Origin of the sequence: Rhodoplanes roseus, assembly GCF_003258865.1 — a bacterium.
In the GTDB taxonomy this organism is placed as follows: Bacteria; Pseudomonadota; Alphaproteobacteria; order Rhizobiales; family Xanthobacteraceae; genus Rhodoplanes; species Rhodoplanes roseus.
In genome coordinates this window covers 40919-60300 of sequence record NZ_NPEX01000004.1, presented here as the reverse complement: position 1 = coordinate 60300, position 19382 = coordinate 40919, and the positions used below count along the sequence as shown (strand labels likewise).

At 68.2% G+C, this 19382-nt stretch carries 19 protein-coding genes; 12 read left to right on the top strand and 7 right to left on the bottom strand.

What is annotated here, in order from left to right; translation table 11 throughout:
• The 6 genes from CH341_RS35660 to CH341_RS01335 form a co-directional block, all read left to right on the top strand.
• Positions 1 to 350: aldehyde dehydrogenase family protein (locus CH341_RS35660; protein ID WP_245430810.1), on the top strand; the 350-nt coding region annotated here is incomplete at its 5' end.
• A 134-nt stretch (positions 351 to 484) separates the two neighbouring features.
• The gene (locus CH341_RS01355) at positions 485 to 1456 is read left to right on the top strand and encodes a Bug family tripartite tricarboxylate transporter substrate binding protein (protein ID WP_111417236.1); all 972 of its coding nucleotides are present in this window, start codon (positions 485 to 487) and stop codon (positions 1454 to 1456) included.
• Positions 1457 to 1529: 73 nt separating this feature from the next.
• Positions 1530 to 3086 carry a UbiD family decarboxylase gene (locus CH341_RS01350; protein WP_111417235.1) on the top strand — a complete coding sequence of 519 codons (1557 nt, stop codon included), beginning with the start codon at positions 1530 to 1532 and terminating at the stop codon, positions 3084 to 3086.
• Between the two features lie 51 nt (positions 3087 to 3137).
• Positions 3138 to 4115, top strand: coding sequence for a Bug family tripartite tricarboxylate transporter substrate binding protein (locus CH341_RS01345; protein WP_111417234.1), 978 nt, complete (start codon positions 3138 to 3140; stop codon positions 4113 to 4115).
• 182 nt (positions 4116 to 4297) lie between these two features.
• Complete coding sequence (locus tag CH341_RS36355) at positions 4298 to 4618, top strand: tripartite tricarboxylate transporter substrate-binding protein (RefSeq protein ID WP_111417233.1); 321 nt, start codon at positions 4298 to 4300, stop codon at positions 4616 to 4618.
• Positions 4578 to 4859 (top strand): transposase, encoded by a 282-nt coding sequence (locus tag CH341_RS01335; protein WP_170149419.1) that lies wholly within the window; start codon positions 4578 to 4580, stop codon positions 4857 to 4859. Before CH341_RS36355 ends, CH341_RS01335 begins: the two co-directional genes overlap by 41 nt.
• 111 nt (positions 4860 to 4970) lie before the next feature.
• On the opposite strand, the gene CH341_RS01330 is transcribed toward CH341_RS01335, so the two are convergent.
• From CH341_RS01330 to CH341_RS01310, 5 genes are all read right to left on the bottom strand, one after another.
• Positions 4971 to 5765 carry an enoyl-CoA hydratase gene (locus tag CH341_RS01330; protein WP_111417231.1) on the bottom strand — a complete coding sequence of 265 codons (795 nt, stop codon included), beginning with the start codon at positions 5763 to 5765 and terminating at the stop codon, positions 4971 to 4973.
• A gap of 73 nt (positions 5766 to 5838) precedes the next feature.
• Positions 5839 to 6705 carry a 3-hydroxyacyl-CoA dehydrogenase NAD-binding domain-containing protein gene (locus tag CH341_RS01325; protein ID WP_111417230.1) on the bottom strand — a complete coding sequence of 289 codons (867 nt, stop codon included), beginning with the start codon at positions 6703 to 6705 and terminating at the stop codon, positions 5839 to 5841.
• Between the two features lie 141 nt (positions 6706 to 6846).
• The gene (locus tag CH341_RS01320) at positions 6847 to 7485 is read right to left on the bottom strand and encodes a 2-hydroxychromene-2-carboxylate isomerase (protein WP_111417229.1); all 639 of its coding nucleotides are present in this window, start codon (positions 7483 to 7485) and stop codon (positions 6847 to 6849) included.
• Positions 7486 to 7516: 31 nt separating this feature from the next.
• On the bottom strand, positions 7517 to 8233 hold the full coding sequence (locus CH341_RS01315) for a CoA-transferase (RefSeq protein WP_111417228.1): 717 nt from the start codon (positions 8231 to 8233) through the stop codon (positions 7517 to 7519).
• Between the two features lie 12 nt (positions 8234 to 8245).
• The gene (locus CH341_RS01310; RefSeq protein ID WP_111417227.1) at positions 8246 to 8998 is read right to left on the bottom strand and encodes a CoA transferase subunit A; all 753 of its coding nucleotides are present in this window, start codon (positions 8996 to 8998) and stop codon (positions 8246 to 8248) included.
• A 358-nt stretch (positions 8999 to 9356) separates the two neighbouring features.
• Between CH341_RS01310 and CH341_RS01305 the strand changes: the two genes are divergently transcribed.
• Positions 9357 to 10595 (top strand): hypothetical protein, encoded by a 1239-nt coding sequence (locus tag CH341_RS01305; RefSeq protein ID WP_111417226.1) that lies wholly within the window; start codon positions 9357 to 9359, stop codon positions 10593 to 10595.
• 115 nt (positions 10596 to 10710) lie between these two features.
• Here CH341_RS01305 and CH341_RS01300 read toward each other — a convergent pair whose 3' ends face one another.
• Complete coding sequence (locus CH341_RS01300) at positions 10711 to 14076, bottom strand: AAA family ATPase (RefSeq protein WP_245430814.1); 3366 nt, start codon at positions 14074 to 14076, stop codon at positions 10711 to 10713.
• Positions 14077 to 14501: 425 nt separating this feature from the next.
• Between CH341_RS01300 and fabI the strand changes: the two genes are divergently transcribed.
• The gene (gene fabI / locus CH341_RS01295) at positions 14502 to 15263 is read left to right on the top strand and encodes an enoyl-ACP reductase FabI (RefSeq protein ID WP_111417224.1); all 762 of its coding nucleotides are present in this window, start codon (positions 14502 to 14504) and stop codon (positions 15261 to 15263) included.
• A 187-nt stretch (positions 15264 to 15450) separates the two neighbouring features.
• Here the strand turns inward: fabI and CH341_RS01290 are convergent, their stop codons facing one another.
• A complete protein-coding gene (locus CH341_RS01290) occupies positions 15451 to 15789 on the bottom strand; it encodes a helix-turn-helix domain-containing protein (protein ID WP_210208144.1) in 339 nt (112 codons plus the stop codon).
• A 156-nt stretch (positions 15790 to 15945) separates the two neighbouring features.
• Here CH341_RS01290 and CH341_RS01285 point away from each other — a divergent pair, with 156 nt between their 5' ends.
• From CH341_RS01285 to CH341_RS01270, 4 genes are all read left to right on the top strand, one after another.
• On the top strand, positions 15946 to 17127 hold the full coding sequence (locus CH341_RS01285; protein ID WP_342634987.1) for an alpha-hydroxy acid oxidase: 1182 nt from the start codon (positions 15946 to 15948) through the stop codon (positions 17125 to 17127).
• Positions 17128 to 17389: 262 nt separating this feature from the next.
• The gene (locus tag CH341_RS01280; protein WP_111417222.1) at positions 17390 to 18196 is read left to right on the top strand and encodes a cyclase family protein; all 807 of its coding nucleotides are present in this window, start codon (positions 17390 to 17392) and stop codon (positions 18194 to 18196) included.
• A gap of 41 nt (positions 18197 to 18237) precedes the next feature.
• Complete coding sequence (locus tag CH341_RS01275) at positions 18238 to 19038, top strand: cyclase family protein (RefSeq protein WP_111417221.1); 801 nt, start codon at positions 18238 to 18240, stop codon at positions 19036 to 19038.
• 1 nt (position 19039) lies between these two features.
• A complete protein-coding gene (locus CH341_RS01270; RefSeq protein ID WP_111417220.1) occupies positions 19040 to 19381 on the top strand; it encodes a cupin domain-containing protein in 342 nt (113 codons plus the stop codon).
• The last annotated feature ends 1 nt before the right edge of the window (position 19382 follow it).

Here is a 19382-nt window from a genome sequence, read left to right as displayed (position 1 = left end):
CGACGGTGTTCGGCCGCGTCGACCCGGGCTCGCGCATCGCCCGCGAGGAGATCTTCGGGCCCGTCCTCTCCATCATCACCTACACGGACGAGGACGAGGCGATCCGCATCGCAAACGACACCGACTACGGGCTCGGCGGCGGCGTGTGGTCGGCCAGCACCGAGCACGCGTTGCGAATCGCGCGCCGGCTGCGCACCGGTCAGGTCGACATCAACGGCGCGCCGTTCAACTTCATGGCGCCGTTCGGCGGCTTCAAGCAATCCGGACGCGGCCGCGAGCTCGGCCTCGCGGGACTGGAGGAGTTTCTCGAATACAAGGCCGTGCAAATCCGGCCCGACGCGGCGGCGTGACGGTCAGGCCGTACTGAAGGCGACGAGCGACTGAAGACGACGAGCGACGGACGGAGGGCTCGCGGGCCCGCCTCACCGAAGCCGTCTCCGCCGAATCTCACAACACGGCGGAAGAAAACCAAGGAGGAGACCCGATGAAGGCGCGACGTATGTTGCTGCCGCTGATCGCTGCCTGCGGCTTCGCCGCGGCGGCTGCGGCCCAGACCTATCCGGCCCGTCCCGTGACCGTCATCGTGCCCTACCCGGCGGGCGGCGCGACCGACATCGTCGCGCGGCTGATCTCGCAGGGACTGAGCGAGGAGTTCAAGCAGTCGCTGGTGGTCGACAACAAGGGCGGCGGCGCCGGCATGATCGGCATGGAGGTCGCGGCCCGCTCGGAACCGGACGGCTACACGCTGCTGGTCTCCAGCACCGGGCCCGCCACCATCAGCCCGCTCCTCCACAAGGACGGCGAGTTCAAGCCGCTGGAGCGGCTTGAGCCGGTGGTGTCGCTCGCCAGCGCACCCGCCATCCTGCTGGTGCGTAACGACCTGCCGGCCAAGACCGTCGACGAGCTGATCGCGCTGTCGAAGAAGACGCCCGGCTCGCTCAACATGGCCTCGGCGGGCGCCGGCAGCCTGCAGCGCCTGGTCGGCGAGGTGTTCCAAGACCGGACCGGCGTGAAGTGGACGCATGTCCCGTTCCGCGGCAGTGCGCCCGCCCTCAACGAGCTGATCGCCGGCCGGGTCGACGTGATGGTCGACGTGGTGCCGTCGGCGGCGCCCTTCGTGCAGGCCGGCAAAATGCGGGCGCTCGCCGTGATGGCACCGCAGCGCTCCGCCCAGCTCCCCGACGTGCCGACGCTCGCGGAGCTCGGTCGGCCCGGGCTGGAGTTCAGCGGCTGGCACGGGCTGTTCGCGCCCGCTGGCACACCGCGCGGCGTGATCGACACGCTCAACGCGACCACCAACCGCATCCTGAAGTTGCCTTCGGTACAGGCCGGGCTCGCTGCCATCGGGGCGTCCGCCGACGGCGGGCCGCCCGAGGACCTGCGCCGGCGCATGGAGCAGGAGCTGCGGAACTGGGCCGACGTGATCCGCAAGGCCGGCATCACGGTCACGGACTGAGCAGGCCCCGCGACCCTCCGGCAATCCGGCGCCACCGGCAGGTTCGGCGGCGTCCACCACGAGGAATGGCGACATGGCGGCGCGTTTCCGCGATTTCCTGCAGCGGCTGGTCGACGCCGGCGAGCTCGAGCACGTGACCGAGGCGGTCGACCTGCGCACCGTCTCGGCCCGGGTCGGGAGCTCCGCCAAGGCGCTGTGGTTCGATCGCGTCGAGGGCTACGACACCGCGGTGGTGAGCGGCATTCTCGGATCGCGCGTCCGCATGGGGCTGTGCCTCGACTGCGACCACCGCGACATCGGCAGGCGTTTCGTCGATCGCATCCGCGACCGCTGCGCCCCGCGCATCGTGTCGACGTCGCCCGTCAAGGAGGTGATCAGGATCGGCGACGAGGTCGACCTCACCGCTCTGCCGGTGCCGCTGATCAGCACACTCGACGGCGGCCCTTATGTCACGGCCGGAATCGGCGTCTCGGAGGATCCAGAATACGGGCGCAACGCCGGCGCCTATCGGCTGATGATCAGGACCGAGCGCGAGACCGGCGTCGACATGGTCTCGGCCAGCGACCTGAAGCTCTTCTACGAGCGGGCCCTGAAGGCCGGTCGGCCGCTGCCCTTCGCGGTGGCGATCGGCACCCATCCGTCGGTCATGATGGCGGCGGCCCACATGGCGCCCGCCGGCACCGACGAGTTCGAGCTGGCCGGCGGCCTCGCCGGAGAGTCGGTCGAGCTGATCAAGTGCGAGACCAACAATCTCCTCGTCCCGGCCGATTCCGAGATCGTGCTGGAGGGCGAGATCCTGCCGATCGGCTGGACCGAGGACGAAGGCCGGTTCGGCGACTTCACGGGCTTCGTCGGCCCGATCAAGTGGAATCCGGTGTTCCGCGTCAACGCCGTCACGCATCGCCGCGACGCCGTCTACTACGCCCTGCATATGCCGGACGAGGTCGACTATCTTGTGGCGCCGCCGCTCGAGGGCAGCGCCTTCGCGGCGCTCGCCACGGCCGGCATCGTCGGACAAGCCGTGTATGCGCCGCAGCCCTCGGGCTGCAACTTCCACCTCTACGCCGCGATCAGGAAACGCCCGGGCGAAGGTCGCAACGCCGTGCTTGCGCTGATGTCGCTCAAACGCGTCAAGCACGTCGTCGTCACCGATGACGACGTCGACATCTTCGATCCGGCCGCCATGGAGCGGGCGCTCGCCTACCGGGTGCGGCCCGCGCAGGACATCGTCGTCTGGGAGGGCGCCCGCGGCTCGCATCTCGATCCCAGCATCCAGCTCCAGGTCGGCAAGGGATCGCTCGCCCCCTTGACGGCCAAATGGGGCATCGACGCCACCATCCCGGAGGGATCGGATCTCAGCGAGTACGAGGCGATCGCCTACCCGTTCACCGACGGCATCACGGCGGGCGAGGCCGACGCGCCGACCCCGAACGACCCCGCCCGGCTCGCCGACGACATCGCCGCCTTCCTGGCCTCGCCGCGGCACTTCAGCGAGGTGCTGGCGACCTTCGCATCCGCCCATCAGCGCACCATCGTGAAGGCGTGGGCGGTGCTGCGGCAGGCCGGCCGGCTCGGCCGCGAGACCGCGACCGGCAAATACACGATCAAAGCCCATCGACAAGAAGCCTGACCGCAATACGCCTGACCGTCTCCCGACGGTAGGCCAGGGAGGAAGCCGCAGATGTCGACCGTCTCGCGTCGTTCCGCGTTGAGAATTCTCGCCGGGTCGTCCGTTCTGGCGCCCGCGGTGGTGCGGGCCCAGGACAGCTTTCCGTCCAGGCCCGTCACCATGATCGTCCCGTTCCCGGCGGGCGGGCCGACCGACGTCACGGCCCGGGTGCTCGCCGACAAGCTGTCCGGGGTGATCGGCCATCCGGTCGTCGTCGACAACCGCGCTGGCGCGAGCGGCAATGTCGCGGCCCAGATCGCCGCCCGCGCCACGCCGGACGGCTACACGCTGTTCTTCGGCACCGGCGGCACCCACGGCGCCAACCCGGCCCTGTTCAAGAATCCCGGCTATGATCCGATCAAGAGCTTCGCGCCGGTCGCCTGGGCGACGACCTCGCCCAACATCGTGGTGGTCAATCCGGAGTTTCCGGCCAGGACGCTGGCGGAGCTGATCGCGCTCGCCAAGGCCAATCCCGGCAAGTACAACGCCGCCGCGCCGGGACACGGCTCGACGCCGCACATGGCGGGCGAGCTGTTCAAGGTCGCCGCCGGCATCAACATCCTGCACGTCTCGTATCGGGGCAGCGGCCCCGCCCTCAACGACGTGGTCGCCGGGCATGTGCCGATCATGTTCGACGGCGTGCCCTCGTCACTGCCGCTGGTGCAGACCGGCAAGCTGCGGGCGCTGGCGCTGACCAGCCTGGAGCGGCTGTCGACCGCGCCCGACATTCCCACCATCGCCGAGACCATCCCGGGCTTCGAGGCCGACGGCTGGTTCGCCGTCTACGCGCCGGCCGGTACGCCGGAGCCGGTCGTCACCTCGCTGAACTTGGCGGTCAACCGTGCCCTACCGGAAGCAAAGGCCCGCTACGCCGAACTCGGCGTCGTCACAGTCGGCGGCTCCCCCGAAAAGCTCGCAGCCCGCGTGGAGTCGGAGGTGCGGAAATGGTCCGACCTCGTCGCCCGGACCGGTCTGCGCGGCGAGAACTGACACGCTCGAGCAGAGATCGCGGCTGGCGTGCCGCTAGGCGTCTGCGATGACGGCGAGGCATGGCATCTCTCCCAAAGGCTTGGTCGGACGATCAGGTTCCCGCCGTGACGCGTCCGCAGTCGATGACCTGTTGCAGGACCAGCCCTCGTCCAGGCGATCGAAGCCGCGGTTGATCTCCGGCCCTGCAGCCCAGCAATGCGCGCGTGCTGGCCGTCGCGGGCGAGAAGCGATTGCCCCTGATGCCCAACGTTCCGACCGTGCGGAACTCGGCTGTAAGGGCCTCGCTGCCGGTCACTGGGGCCGCTTCTTCGCACCCGCCGGCACCTCCGGCGATCATCCAGAAGCTGAACGCCGAGCTGACGATTGCGCTGCAGACTCCGAGAGTGAGACAGGTCCTCCGCGATCAGGGCCTTGAGATCATCGGCAACTCGCCGGAGGAGTTCCACGACGCTGATCGCCAGAGTGGCGCCGATCACCGGGCTGATCGCCGACAAGGCCTATGACGCCAACAGCCGGCGGCGTCTGCTCGCCGACAGCGGCGCCAAGGCTGTGATCGCGTCGACCACCAGCCGCAAACAGCCGATCTCTTACGACCGCATCGCCTATCGACGGCACAATCGCATCGCGCGGATGTTCTCGCGCCTCAAGGACTTCCGCCGCGTCGCTACGCGCTACGACAAGCTCGCCAGAAACTTCCTCGCCGGCGCAATCCTGGCTGCCACCGTCGCTTGGTGGCTCAATTGAGTCCCGACCCTAGGAGCCGTCGATACTCGCATCGGGCGGGCTGCAGCGGCGCGACCGGCTCCCACTCGGCATGAGCAAGGTCGGCGCCCCTATCCCTGCGACCGAGAAGGTCTAGGGTCGCGCGGCGGCGACCTCCATCCGGCTGAAGTGAGGCGGACGGCGGTCGATGAAGGCGGCCATGCCCTCCTTCTGGTCGTCGGTCGCGAACAGGGCATGGAAGGCGCGCCGCTCGAAGGCGAGGCCTTCGGCGAGCGAGCTCTCGAACGCGCGGTTCACGGCCTCCTTGGCGAGCAGCAGCGCGGCGAGCGGCATCGCCGCGACGGCCTCCGCCGTCCTCATCGTCTCGGCCATGAGGTCCGCGAGAGGCACCACGCGCGCCACGAGCCCCGATCGCTCCGCTTCGGTCGCGTCCATGAGCCGGCCGGACAGGCACAGATCCATTGCCTTCGCCTTGCCGATCGCCCGGGTCAGCCGCTGGGTGCCGCCGATCCCCGGGATGATCCCGAGCTTGATCTCCGGCTGGCCGAATCTGGCGTTGTCGGCCGCGACGATCATGTCGCAGTGCATGGCGAGCTCGCAGCCGCCGCCGAGCGCGAACCCCGCCACCGCGGCGATCACCGGCTTGCGCACATGGGCGATGCAGTCCCACGTCGCCGCGAAGTCGCCGAGCAGGACGTCGGAGAACGACTTGTCAGCCATCTCCCGGATGTCGGCCCCGGCCGCGAAAGCCTTTTCGGAGCCGGTGATGACGATGCAGCCGATCGACGGCGCCGCCTCGCAACTGCGCAGGGCGACGCTCAGCTCGCCGATCAGCTCGGAGTTGATGGCGTTGAGCGCCTCCGGCCGGTGGAGCCGGATCACCGCGACCTTGCCGACGCTCTCGACGATGATGGTCTTGTACGACATGGACTGTCCTCGTGACGCGGTCCCGCGATGCGCGCCTCACGACGCGATGCGCGCTGCGCGGGCCGCTCCGTCTCTACCGGGAGGGCGCGTAGGAGAAGAAGCCGCGGCCGCTCTTGCGGCCGAGATAGCCGGCGTCGCGCATCTGTTTGAGCAGCGGGCTCGGCCGGTACTTCGGATCTTCGAAGCCGTGGCTCAGCGTCTCCATGATGTCGAGCACGATGTCGAGACCGATGAGGTCCGCCAGGGCCAGCGGGCCCATCGGATGATTGGCGCCGAGCTTCATCATCGCGTCGACGTCCTCGGCCGGCGCGATCCCCTCGTAGACGCAGTTGATCGCCTCGTTGATCATCGGCACCAGCACGCGGTTGACGACGAAGCCGAAGCTGTCCCGGGCGAGCTTCGGGGTCTTCCCCACAGCCCGGGTCAGCTCCATGACCGTCTCGCAGACGGCATCTGCGGTCTGCAGCCCGCGGATGATCTCGACGAGCTCCATCATCGGCACCGGGTTGAAGAAGTGCATGCCGACCACCCGCTCCGGCACGATCGAGACGGCGGCGAGCTGCGTCACCGAGATCGACGAGGTGTTGGTGGCGATGATCGCGTCCCGTCGGCAGATCGTGTCGAGCTGGCGGATCACCGCTCCCTTGGTGGTGAAGTCCTCGAGCACGGCCTCGACCACCACGTCACAATCGGCGAGATCTCCCATCGCGGCGGTCGGCACGATCCGCGCCACCGCCGCGGTGCGATCCGTCGCGTCGAGCGTCTTGCGGGCGACCTGCCTATCGAGGTTGCGCGCGATCGTCGCCATCGCCCGGTCGAGAAACTCGGGCTTGAGATCACACATCGTCACCCTGTGGCCAGCTGTCGCGAATAGTTGCGCGATCCCGTTTCCCATGGTGCCGGCACCGACGACTCCGATCCGACGAACGACAGACGACATCTTCCGACTCCTTGTCCCGCCCGTCCCCGCGGGCGCGGAGACGAAGCAGACGATCCTTCGAGTTTCACGGCGGGGATAGAGACGACGCCGGCGGTCGAGGTCCGTCGGCGCCCCGCGCATGAGGGCTTTCGTCGAACGCCCTCATGCGGCCTTGCGTTGGATCCCGACCGGCAGGTCGCTGATCCGGGCCCATTCACCCGTATCGAACAACGTGGGCTGCGCCAGATAGGAGAGGAAGAGGCCGGTCGCGTCCTCGCCCCAGAACAGCTCGCCGTTCAGGTGGAAGGTGGGAACCCCGAACACGCCGAGCGCGATGGCGCGATCGGTGTTGGCCCGCAGCCCGCCCTTGACGGCCTCCGTGGCGATGAACGCCTCGTCGGTCGGCGACACGCCGAGCCGGGAGCACAGCTCGGCCCAGCCGTCCGGCGCGTTGACGTCGCCGCCGTCGCGCCAGATGAACCGCATGATGGTCCGCGTTGTGTCGACCGTCGCACCGACCGCGACCGCCAGACGCAGCGCCCGGATCGGATTGAACGGATGGGCGGGCGGCGTCTTGTAGGGCACGTTCCGCTCGATCGCCCGCTGCTGGGCGATCCGGTAAATGAAAGTGCGCTTGGTGGGGATCTCCGCCGGCCCCTTCGTCTTCCAGTGATCCAGGATGGCACCGAGCACGATCGGCTTCGGCACCACCTCCACGTCCGGGGGCAGACGATCGAACTGCTCCTGCTGGATATAGGCGAACGGCGAGATGACGTCGTAGAACCACTCGACGACAGGCATTGCAAAACCTCTGATCTTGTATCGGCCGGCCCTAGAGACCCAGCCGCATCGGGCCGAAGTCCGGCGCGACCTCGAAATCGGCCTCCGTGATGGCGCGGATGTCCTCGACGCCGAGTCCCGGGAAAGCCTCGCGCAGGATCAGGCCGCCTTCCGGCTTCACGTCGAACACCGCCTTGTCGGTGACGATGACCTTGATGCAGCGCGTGCCGGTGAGCGGCAGCGTCGAGCGGCGCTTGACCTTGCTGTCGCCGGCCTTGTCGATGTGCTGGAGCGCTGCGATCACCCGCTTGACGCCGTAGCACAGGTCCATGGCGCCGCCCGGTCCGGGCCACCAGTGGCCGTTCCGCTTGGCTGCCCAGTTCGCGAGATTGCCCTCCTGGTCGACCTCCAGGGCGCCCAGGACGGTGATGTCTATGAAGCCGTTGCGCATCGCGCCGAACGAGGTGGTGAGCGGCATCACGCAGGCGCCCGGCAACAGCGTGATCGGCTCGCAGCCGGCATTGGTGATGTCGCTGTCGGCATCGAGAGTCGCCGGCTTGGCACCGAAGCCAAAGCAGCCGTTCTCGGCGTGGAAGATCACCGACATGCCCTTCGGCAGGTAGTTCGAGGTGAGGGTCGGGATGCCGAAGCCGAGATTGACGACCTCGCCGTCCTTCACCTCGGCGGCGCAGCGGCGGGCGATGATCTCGCGCGGGCTGAGACGGGCGAGGTCGGGCGATGCGGGTCGGACAGAAACCTTCGCGTCCATGTCAGGCACTCCTCAGGGGGCGACCGGGGCGAGGCGGCCGAGCTTGATCCAGTGGTTGCGATAGTGGTCGTTCTGCTCGGCCAGCGTCTGGCCCTGGACCACGGCGTCGATGAACGGCCCGGGAATGCCGACGCGGTCGGGCGGGATGGTTCCGACCGGTACGATCTCGTTCACCTCGACGATCGCGTAGTCCGCCGCCATCGCGATGTCGCACTGGTTCTGCGCGCTGGTGTAGCGGAACTCGACATTGCCGAGCTCGTCGGCGCGCCAGCCCTTCACCAGGGCGACGTCGGCGCGGAGCGCCTCCTCGACGAAGTACTCCTTGCCGTTCAGCATGATCTTCTGCTTGGGCTCGGCGAGCTCCGGGAATAGTCCGGGCTGGTCGAGGATGCCGATGCCGACCGGCACCAGCACGCCGCCGAGCCCCATCGCGCCGGCCCGCACCTTTTCGGCGACGGTGCCCATCGGATAGAACTGCCGGACCAGCAGCTTGTCCGCCAGATAGGCGTCGGACGACTCGGTCGTGGTGGCGACGTGACTCGAGATCAGCTCCTTCACCAGACCCTTGGCGTAGAGATGGCCCTTGCCGAAGCCGCCCGTCATGCCGGGCGTGAGGGCGATCAGGGTGAGGTCGCCGACCTCGTGCTCGACCAGCCACTCGATACACTTCGTCGGCTCGGCCGCACCGACGAATTCCCCGATCATCAATCGGCTGCCACGAGAGACGCGCCCCATGGCGTCGTCCAACTGCATCACTTTGCTCATCGACTGCTCCGTTCCAGCGAACGTGTGTGAAGGCGGCGTCGACCGCGAACGTCCGGTCCGTCGGTTCCGGTCCTTGGGTAGTGAGACGAGTGGGCCACGAAAAGTATGTTACGGTTAGATTGCTCCTCGTCCCGTTCCGATGCGTCCGCCCCGTGGCGACCCGGCGCCGCGATCGTTCGAGGAACGGCACGCCGCCTCGGTGTGGATCACGCCCACGCCGTTCCTGACAGGACACGATCGTCCTAACCGTAAGTTACTTCTGCGGCCCGGGCGGCCTCTCCATCATCCGCGCGCGACTATCCGACAACCGATTTGGGAGGCGGGCGATCGAGCGTCGCCTCGCGCGCAGGAGACGAGCATGACAGACGCAATCTCGACGAGAGCCGAGAGATTTCAGATCAGCGGCAAGCTGTCCATCGGAGCGACCGGCGTGTTGCTCTGTTTCGCGTTCGCCCTGATCTACTGGCCGCTCTGGGGAACCCTGGCCAAATTGTTCATCAGCCTCACGGCGGCCGAGGGGTTGGCGAGCGCCGACCCCGCACTCGCCAAGAAGTTCATCGGCGTGTTCGCCGAAGGTACGTTCTTCTGGTGCGCGATCTGCGCCTGGATCTGGCAGACGCTCATCTTCGGCAACTACGGCAAGTATCGCTTCGGCACCTCGCAACCGATGGCGGGCGTGTGGTACACGGGCGTCAGCGTCCTCTGCGGAATCGCCGGCTTCCTGGCGCTGGTGGGCCTCCTCGGCGTGTGGTGGACGCCGTTCAACCTGAGAATCCTCCTGGCGCCACGGACGCTCGACGAGCTGAAGATCGCCCTCGAAGGCTGGGAGGCGTCGAACTTCTACGTGCTGCCGGTGATCATCGCCCAGATTCCCTTCGTGTCGCTGTTCCAGAAGAAGCCGTGGGCCGGCAATGTCGCGCCGCCGCTCGACGGCGTCGGCCTGATGGCCACCAGCACGGTCGTGGCGCTGATCGTCTGGGTGGCGCTGTTCGTGCCGAGCTTCTTCCATCTCGACATGGGCGGGCACCGGATCGTGACGCAGCCGCTCGGCTCGTGGCCGCAGGTGCTGGCCTTCTGCCAGGGCTTCATCTTCTGGTTCCTGATTCCGGCCGAAGGCGGCGAGGGCTACCCCTACAAGGCGATCACCAGCAGGCAGCCCTGGATGGGGCTCTCCGGCCTCGCCGTCGCGCTCGTCTGCGGCGGCATCGTGATGCCGGAGTTCTACGCGTGGCTGGCCAGGAGCTTCCAGATGAATCCCGGCGTCAACCCCTACGTGACCGCCGCCTCGCTGGAGCTGTCGCTCATCGTGACGATGCTGTGCTGGCACCACCTGTTCGACGACTACCCGGGCGCCGACCTGGTGCCGAACATCCGCCTGCGGGTCGCCATCCGGGCCGCCATCTGGCTCGTGCTGGGCACCATCTTCGGCTTCGTCTGGCTCGATGCCTACAAGCTGCTGCCGTTCGCCGGCAACGATCTCGGGCTCGGCATCCCGATGATGGGCGTGCTGGCGGGGCAGTTCGCGCTGCTGATGGTGTTCCTCGTCTTCAACACGTTCTTCGACAAGTGGCCGGTCGCGCGCCGCAAGGCGGGCTGACCGCCCGGGTCGGCCATCCAGCCGGAGCCCGGACATGACAAAGGGCGCGGAGCGGGCGTCTCGTCGCCGCCCCGCGCCCGCTCTCGAACCCGAAGCGCCGAAACGCGCCGCCGAGTCAGGCCGTGCGCTTCAGCAAAGCGGCCGCCTCGGTGGCGCGACACGCCTCCACCTCGGCCAGCCGGGCGGCGGCACGTCGCTCCAGCGCGACGGCATCCTGCGCCCGCGCGACGCTGATCGCCTGACGGAAGTGGCGGACGGCCGAGTCGTAGTTGGGGGTCGCCTCGGCCAGCGCGAACTCGCCGCTGACGCGCAGGATCTCGGCGTCCCACAGATGCTCGCTCTGCGACGCCGAAAACGACCAGGCCGCGTCGATCGCCGCCAGCCCGAGCTCGTGATCGCCGCCGAGATGGCCCTGCGCCATCGTGATCCACAGGATCGGCGACAGGAAGCCGCCCCACAGCCGCCGGAAGTCGTCGATCGCCGACGACATGGTCGTGAGCGCCGAGCGGTCGCCGAGACGGAGCAGTGCGTGCCACGCCGCGCCGAAGTCGCCGAGCGGACGCCAATGGGCGAAGCCGTGCTCGTCGCTGAGCTTGCGCAGCTGACCGCCGTGATCGAGGGCGGCGTCGATCTCGCCGCGCAGAATGTCGAGGATCACGTGCCAGCCGAGCGCCATCGCCATGCTGGGCGCATGGTTCTGGGCCGCCGCGGTGGTGAGGGCGAGGCTCGCATTCGCCGTCGCCACCGTCTCGTCGCCCTGCAGCCACAGCGCCCAGGCGCTGTAGGCGGCCGCCGCGACACCGGCGTCGTAACCATGGGACGGCTTGTAGCGGCCGATATCGTAACGGACTAACACCTTGTCCAGCCAGGCCCGCGCGGTGACGAGCCGGCCCTGATAGAGGGCGCTCGTCCCGATCATCCGCCGCGCTTCCAGCAGCAGGTTGGCGTTGCGGGCCCGCGCCGCGTTGTTGGCGCAGTTGCGGGCCAGATCGGTCGCCTCCTCCCACTTTCCGCGACCGGCCAGATAGGTCCAGCAGCCGGCGAAGGCCGCCGCCTCCTGCTCGCGGGTGCCGAACTCGCGGCACAGCGTCCGGGCCCGCTTGTAGAGCGGATAGAGACCGGAGGCGCCGTAGCCCTTGGCGATGCGGATCACCACGCCGAGCGCCGTGAGGATGTCGGCCTCGAGCCGCTTCGGACGTTCGGCCGCCGGAATGCGGTCCAGCGCCTTCAGACCGGCCTCGAGATGGTGCTGCGCCTCCTCGTTGGCGAAGACCCGCATGGCGGCCTGGCCGGCCTCGAACCACAGCGGCGCCGATTCGTGCGGACGGTCCGCCTTGTCGAAATGCGATGCGATGAACTCCGGACGGCGATCCACCGTGAAACGCGTCCGCGTCGAGAGAGCGCGGGCGATGCGCTCGTGGAACGCGCGGCGCTGCTGCGGCAGGATCGACTCGTAGGCCGCGTCGCGCAGAAGGATGTGACGGAAGCACAGGAAGCCGTTACAGTCGTCCGCGACGGGCAGGAGGATCTCGTCCTCGATCAGCTGGCGAATCGCGGTGGCGAAGGTCGACGACGGCACGTCCAGGAGCGCGGCCAAGAAGTCGCCCTGGAAATCGCGACCGATCACCGAGGCCACCTGGGCCAGCAGCCGGTTGTCGCCCAGACGATCGAGCCGCGCCATGAACAGGTCGATGAGGCTGCCGGGGACGCCGTCGGGCGGCGTCCCCGGCGCGATTACGGTCCGGGCCAGCTCCTCGATGAACAGCGGGATGCCCTCGGCCTTCTCGACGATCGAGCCCCGACAGTCCGGCGTGATCGCACCGGGACCGACGATCTCGTCAATCAGACGCTCGGCATCGCTGTTTCCGAGCGGCGCCAGCTCGAGGACCGTCGCGCGGGGGAGCCGGCGAATGCAGGCCTCGGCCTCCGGCCGAGTGGTGACGACCAGGAAGACCGGCGCCGCCGCGATAGTCCGCGCCAGGAGATAGACGAACTCGCGGGTCGAAGGATCGAGCCAGTGGGCGTCCTCGACGACGACGAGCAGCGGGCCCTGCCGCGCCGCGGCCAGCATCAGGCGGACCAGCAGGGCCAGCGTCGAATCCTTGCGCTGCCGCGCCGGCAGATCCGCGAGCCTGCCGTCCTCCGGGAGCCCGAACAGCGATTCGAGCAGCGGCTGGGCCAAGGCGTCCGTCTCGCCGGCGTGCCGGAGCAGGTCCGCGAGCTTGTCGAGAATGGCCGGCGTATCGTCGTCCTTGCCGATGCTGGCCGCCTCGGCGATCCGCTTGCGGATCGGGGCGAACGAGCAACCGCGATCGGTCGGCAAGGCGCGCAGAAGCCAGCGTTCCGCCGCCTGCGGCTCGATCGTCGCCCACAGCTCCTGTACGAGGCGCGACTTTCCGATTCCCGGCTCGCCCGTGACCACGGCGACCTGGCCCTCGCGGCCGACGGCGCGCGACCAGCGCCCGCACAGCAGACCGAGCTCGTGCTTACGGCCGATCAACGGCGAAGCACCGAGATGAGGAAGAACGTCGCCGAGCGGGCTGACCGCGGTCACACGCCATGCCCCACCACCGGAAGCGAGCGGCACGGTCGGCGCCTCGGTCTGGCAGATCCTCGGCGTGAGCTTGCGGGTGGCCTCCGAGACCAGGACGCTGCCCGGTGGCGCGTGCGAGAAGATCGTCGTCGCGACTCCGACGACGTCGCCCAGCAAGGCCGGAGTCACGCGGTTCGGCGAGCCCCCGATCGAGCCGCTGACCACCCAGCCGGTCGCGACGCCGGCCCGAGCCTTCACCCTCGACAGCGCCGGATGCTGATCGAGCGTCGTGACGATCTCCATCGCGGCCGTCACGCCGCGATGCGCGGCGTGCTCGAGCGACTGTGGCCACCCGAAGCAGGCGACGAAGCGATCGGCGCCCTCCTCGGCAAGTCGTCCCCCGAGCGCCTCGGTGATCCGCGCGCAGTGCTCGCGGAAGACCGGAAAGGCCTCGTGAATTGACTCCGCCCAGCCGCTGCCGTCCTCGCTGCTCAAGCCGCACGACACGACCGTGACATGATGCCGGCACGGCGGCGCGCCCGCGGGCGAGGCGTCGCATGTGGTGGTGACGCCGTGCGAGGGGCTCACCAGACGGGGAACGTAACATCCCTTGGGAATGTGCAGAACGACCGGCTGATTGGCGCCGGTGCCGCGCGCGTACTCGGCGAGCAGGCGCCGGAGCCGCCCGGCCTCGACACGCACGACCGCGTTGCTGCTCGGATCGAAGGACGCGTCCTTACCGAACACCGAAAGCGCGATTCCGTATTCCTTGATCGACTTCTCACGACCGGCGAGCCACTCGCCGACCAGAAACGCGAGCAGCGTCGCCATGCGGGGCGACGCGACGAACTCCGGACTCGCGATCGTCCGGGACAGAACCCCGCCGACCTCCTCCGGGTCGAAACCGACCAAGTCCAGTCGCGTCGTCGTCGTCTCCAGCAGCGCCATGCTCTCCACCGCAGATTTCCGGCGGGATTGCGGGGCGGAAACGATGGCAAGTCAATGCGGGGAACCACTGCCTGACGCCGTGCGGCGCGCGGATCCGGGCTCGCGGGCCGATGTAACCGTAAGATACTTTTCGCAGTGCAGCATATGCCGCTACGGAGGGGCGGACACGACGAGGGCGGTCACGGGAATCGTCACCGTCGCACACGCAGGCGGCAATGGAGCAGTCGATGAGCGACGTGACCTAGACCCGCGACAGCGTCACGCGCATCGGGCCTTGCGCCGATGCGCGTCGTCGAACCGGTCGCATCGGCGCACCCGGCGAGCCGCCGGGGTGGGGCGATGCGCGCTGCTGCAGCTCGCGCCCGGCGGCGTCCGTCGCCGGCCCGCGGTCTGATGCCTCCTCCAGACAGATACGGATTCTTTCGATGATCTCTCTCGCCGGCAAGAAGGCCCTGGTGGTCGGAATCGCCAACGATCAATCGATCGCCTATGGCTGCGCCAAGGCGTTTCGTGAGCTCGGAGCCGAGCTGGCGATCACCTACGCCAACGAGAAGGTGGCGCCCTATGTGCGTCCGCTCGCCGAGGAGCTCGGCGCCTCCCTGTTCCTGCCCCTCGAGGTCCGCGACGACGCGCAGTTTGCTTCGCTCCGCGACACCATCGGGAGCACCTGGGGCAGCCTCGACATCTGTCTGCACTCGGTGGCGTTCTGCCCGCGCGACGACTTGCACGGCCGCGTGGTCGACTGCTCACGGAACGGATTCCTCACCGCGATGGACATCTCGGTCTATTCGTTCGTGCGTCTGGTGCACACGATGGAGCCGCTGCTCGTTCCCGGCAGCGCCTGCATGACCGTGTCGTTCTACGGCGCCGAGAAGGTGGTCGATCACTACAACGTCATGGGGCCGGTCAAGTCGGCGCTCGAATCGGTGACGCGCTACATGGCGGCCGAGCTCGGCCCCAAGAAGATCTCCGTCAACGCGCTCTCGCCCGGACCGCTGCGGACTCGCGCCGCCTCCGGCATTCCGGCCTTCGACGAGCTTCTGGAGCGCGCCATCGAACGGGCCCCGACCCAGGAGCTCGCCAGCATCGAGGACGTCGGCGCCTACGCGGCCTTCCTGGCCGGCCGTGCCGGAAACGTGACGGGCGGCGTGCACTATATCGACGGCGGCTACAACATTCGCGGCTGACATTCGCGACGGGAAGCCCCGTGGATACCGGCTTCGTTCCGGCGCGAGCGCTCCGGCTCTCCCCTGCTCGAAGGCCCCACTGCGAGTGATCGCACAAAGTCCGGCCCGGCCTGATCGGCTGGGCTCGCGCGGCCCGCGCGGTCCCTCGCTCTCGAAGGGTGCCGGACGTCTGTCGTGCAAATCGACGTTAATACTCGAGCGCAGACGGCGCGGTCTTGCTCCTGAACAACTGTCGAAACGTGTTGACGTCTCCGCAGCCGACGCGTCGGCTGACCTCGTCGACCGGAAGGCGCCCGGACTCGAGCAGACCTTTGGCGACTTCGACACGCAGGGTCTGGAGATATCCCAGAGGCGTGTCCCCGACCGCATGCTTAAAGCGCCGGTTGAGCGTTCGCTCGCTGGCGGCGAGATGCGCCGCGAGTTCCGCCAACGAAATCCGTGCTCGAGCGTCGCCTGCATCCGCTTCTGCGCCCACGCGACCAGCCGCCGACGTCGGCGCCGGCTCCGAGCTGTAATGCGACTCCACCTCCGTGCTCGCCTCAGAGAGACGCTCGCCGGAAGGGCTTGCGAACACAGGTATCGCCACGGATGATCACGAATGGACTCGACCTCTGTCGAGCCGTGAGCCGGGAGATTTCCGTTGACCGTCCAGGACCGAATCCCTCTGCAGAACGGCATTGAAGTGCCTGCAAGGTCTGATTCATCGACCGCTGCGGATCGCTCGTCCGTGACGATATCGCCGACCGCGCGTCCCTCACTGCAGACCGACGCATCGGCGCCCCCCTATGAAGCGCCGTGCATCGAGCAACCGATCAAGGTGGTGAACTTGCGGACGCTCGAGCAGCAGGCTGCAAAGGTCCTGCCTGAATTCGGTTTTCATTTCATCGCCGGCGGGAGCGGCGACGAATGGACGCTTCGCGAGAACGAGATGGCGTTCGACAGGCTGACGATCGAGCCGCGCTATCTCCCGGGCGTGGCGTCGGCGGATTTGCGGACGACCATTCTCGGGTCGGCCGTGTCTGCGCCGATCATCACGGCCCCGATGGGATTGCAGGGGCTGGCCCACAGCTCCAAGGAGGTCGGCTCGGCGAGGGGCACGATCGCGGCCGGAGGGTTGTATGTCACGACCTCGGTCTCGACCCTGTCGCTCGAGGAGATCGCGTCGGCCTGCGAGGCCGGGCCGAAGTGGTTCCAGATCTACGTGCCGGAGGATCGCGACTATGCACGCGAGCAGCTCCAGCGGGCCAAGCAGGCCGGCTACACGGCGATCGTTCTCACGGTGGACGCCACGACCTACGGCAATCGCGAACGCGCCGCGATGCTGGGCCTGCGCGCTCCGCCCCGGCTGGAGTTCGGAAACACGCCGATCTCCCCGGCCCTGGCCGGCCGCACCCCCGACATGCACAAGACGGCGCTCGACTGGGGCGATGTCGCGTTCTGCGTGGCCGAGACCGGCCTGCCGCTTGTGCTGAAAGGGGTGATGACGCCGGCGCTGGCCCGCGACGCCGTTCGGCACGGCTGTGCCGGCATCTGGGTCTCGAACCATGGCGGCCGCCAGCTCGATCATCTTGCGGGCAGCATCTCGGTGCTTCCGCGGATCGTTGACGCGGTCGACGGCAAGGTGCCGATCATCATCGACGGTGGAATTCGCCGCGGGCACGATGTCTTCAGCGCCATTGCGCTCGGCGCCTCGGTCGTCGCGATCGGCCGACCGGTGCTCTACGGCCTGGCGCTCGGCGGCGCCAAGGGAGTCGAAGCCGTGTATGCGCGGCTCCGCGCCGAGCTCGCCATGACGATGCAGCTCGCCGGAGCCGGATCGATCGCGGACATCACGCCGGACTTCGTCTCGCGTGCATCCACCTGACATCGCCCTTCGACGATCCGGTCACCGCCCCGATCGTCGAAGCCGCTGACCTTTCCTTCGCCCATGAGCCGGGACCCGCGGCCTGTCGCGCGCAGACCGCCCCCAGGCCCGGTGCCGGGCGCTCCACATGCCGCATTGCACCATAACTTTCAGATATCCATCGAGCCGAGGTCGCTATTGGACGCCCCTCGCCCGGCGCTCCTAACGTCGCTCGCGAACGAGCGCCGGACTGTGATCCGCGCGCCCCGAGCGGAGCCAGAGAATGAGCGTCACCGAACCCGGCACGGGACTCGTCTTCGTCGAACTCAGCCATCCCTGGGGGCATGGCACACCGATCAATCCCGGCGATCCGGACATCCGCATCGAGCGCGCCGTCTATCACGCCGCGCACGGCGTGCTGAGCCAGCGCATCACCGCCGTCATGCACAACTCGACGCATCTCAACGCGCCGCTGCACATGGTGCAGGGCGGCGCCGATCTGGCGAGCCTGCCGATCGACCTGTTCTTCGGCAACGGCGTCGTGCTGAGCATCCCGAAAGGACGCTGGGAGTACGTGACGGCCGCCGATCTGGACGCCGCGACGCCCACCGTGGAGGCGGGTGACATCGTCCTCGTGGTCACCGGCTGGCACAGAAAATACTCCGACAGCCAGGAGTATTTCGGCCAGGGACCGGGCCTCTCCAAGGACGCGGCGCAATGGCTGATCGATCGCGGCGTAAAGCTCGTCGGCATCGACACCGCCTATGTCGACCACCCGCTCGCCACCTCGCTCGGCCTGCATCGCGGCGGCCCGCTGATGAAACGCCTGCCGAAATTCTACGAGACCGAGACCGGCCGCGACGTCAAGGCCGGCTTCCCCGAATGGATCCCGGCGCACCGCATGCTGCTGAAAGCCGGCATCCCGACCATCGAGAATGTCGGCGGCGACGTCGCCGAGGTGCTCGGCAAGCGCTGCACCATCCAGGCCTATCCGTGGCGATTCGGCGCCGGCGATGCCTGCGTCATCCGCCTCATGGCGATGCTCGATCCGTCCGGCGCCTATCGCATCGAGTCCGGCCGCGCCGCATGACCCGCGACGGTCGTCCCACACGAGAACACGGAAGACACATCATGGGCGAGATCATCGGATCGAACGGCCTGCGCTACTACGACCTCAGCAACGTTTACGGCCACGGCGTGCCGCAATGGCCATCCGCCGCGAACCTCAACGTCCGGGTCCACAAGTTCCACGCCAATGACGGCATCTTCGTGCAACAGATCGAATCGATCATGCACCGCAGCACCCACATGGATGCGCAGCTGCACGTCACCGAAAACGGCAAGTCGCTGACCGGCTACGACACCTGGCGCTTCTTCGGCACCGGCGTCGTCGTGTCGATCCCCAAGGGCAAGTGGGGCGTGATCACGCCGGACGACCTCGAGAAGGCGACGCCGACGATCGAGCGCGGCGACATCCTGATCATCAACACCGGCTCGCATCACAAGCTCGGCGACAACGACGACTACTACGCCTACTCGCCCGGCCTCTACAAGGAGGCGGCCGAGTGGATCGTCGAGCGTGGCGTCAAGATGCTCGGCATCGACGTTCAGGCGCTCGATCACCCGCTCGGCACCAAGCTGTGCGACCACGGCCTCGGCCCCTCGCACCCTCATCTCGATGCGGAGTACAAGGCCCTCACCGGCCGCCACGTGCTGGAGGACTTCCCGTACTGGGAGCCGGCTCACAAGATCATGATGGGCGCCGGCATCCCGGGCATCGAGAACATCGGCGGCGACGTCGATCTCGTCACCGGCCAGCGCTGCACCCTCATGGCGTTCCCGTGGCGCTGGCACGAAGGCGAGGGCTGCGTCGTGCGCGTCGTCGCGGTGATCGACCCGGAGCAGAAATTCCGCATCCCGACCGGAGCCTGACATGCACGTCACCCGCTTCGCCGACGCCAAGCCCTACGATGCCAGGCGCCATCACGCCATGGTGGGGCTGCAACTCCAGGGCGGCGCCGAGAGCGCCACCGAGGCTTTCACGTGCGGGCTGTCGCACTTCCTGCCCGGTGGCGGCGCCGAGATGTCGGCCTCCGCCGCCGAGAAGCTCTACATCGTGGTCTCCGGCGAGGTGACGGTGCTCACCGAGGCCGGCACCGTGACGCTCGGCCCGCTCGATTCCTGCCATCTCGCTCCGGGCGAGGCGCGCGCCATCGAGAACCGGAGTAACGCCGTAGCCAGCATGCTGGTCGTCCTGTCGAAAACAAGAGGTTGAG